Origin of the sequence: Paenibacillus sp. EZ-K15, from assembly GCF_002573715.1 — a bacterium.
In the GTDB taxonomy this organism is placed as follows: domain Bacteria; phylum Bacillota; class Bacilli; order Paenibacillales; family Paenibacillaceae; genus Paenibacillus_AQ.
Genome location: NZ_PDHM01000006.1, coordinates 1 through 650, shown reverse-complemented (window position 1 = coordinate 650; position 650 = coordinate 1). Strand labels below are relative to the sequence as shown.

1 protein-coding gene is annotated in these 650 nt (G+C 48.0%); it reads right to left on the bottom strand.

The features are described from left to right. Positions 1-611 (bottom strand): tRNA dihydrouridine synthase (locus CRG97_RS03665; protein WP_161952910.1); only part of this gene is annotated, 611 nt, incomplete at its 3' end. Positions 612-650 lie beyond the last annotated feature (39 nt).

The window sequence follows — 650 nt, the reverse complement described above, 5'->3', positions numbered from 1 at the left end:
AGTGTGTCTGGAGCCACCTCATCACGAAGTTTCTTAATCTCCGGAATCAGTTCCCAATGAGCGTCGACTTTACTCATCTCATCTCTTGTCCGCAGATGAATGGACAGATTCACAATGTCTTGTTTCAGAATATGGGTTAACCAGTCGCGCCATTCGTCTACGCTACTAAAACCGAGCCTTGTTTTTACACTGACGGGCAGTCCCCCGGCTTTGGCGGCCTGGATAAGTTCCGCTGCAATGTCGGGACGGCAGATCAGCCCGCTTCCCTTCCCGTTCTCTGCTACATTCGCTACAGGACAACCCATATTAATATCGATGCCTTTAAACCCTTCTTTCGCCATGCCGATACTCATTTGACGAAAGTATTCCGGCTTATCTCCCCAGATATGGGCTACCATGGGCTGTTCATCCTCTGTAAAAGTCAAACGTCCGCGCACACTGTGGTTCCCCTCCGGGTGACAATAGCTCTCTGTATTCGCAAACTCCGTAAAAAACACATCCGGTCTGGCTGCTTCACTTACAACATGACGAAACACAACATCCGTCACATCTTCCATGGGCGCCAGTATAAAAAAAGGCCGCGGTAAATCACGCCAAAAATTATCTGTCATATCCAATACCCCTCTATACATACCAGGACAAATCTTTAT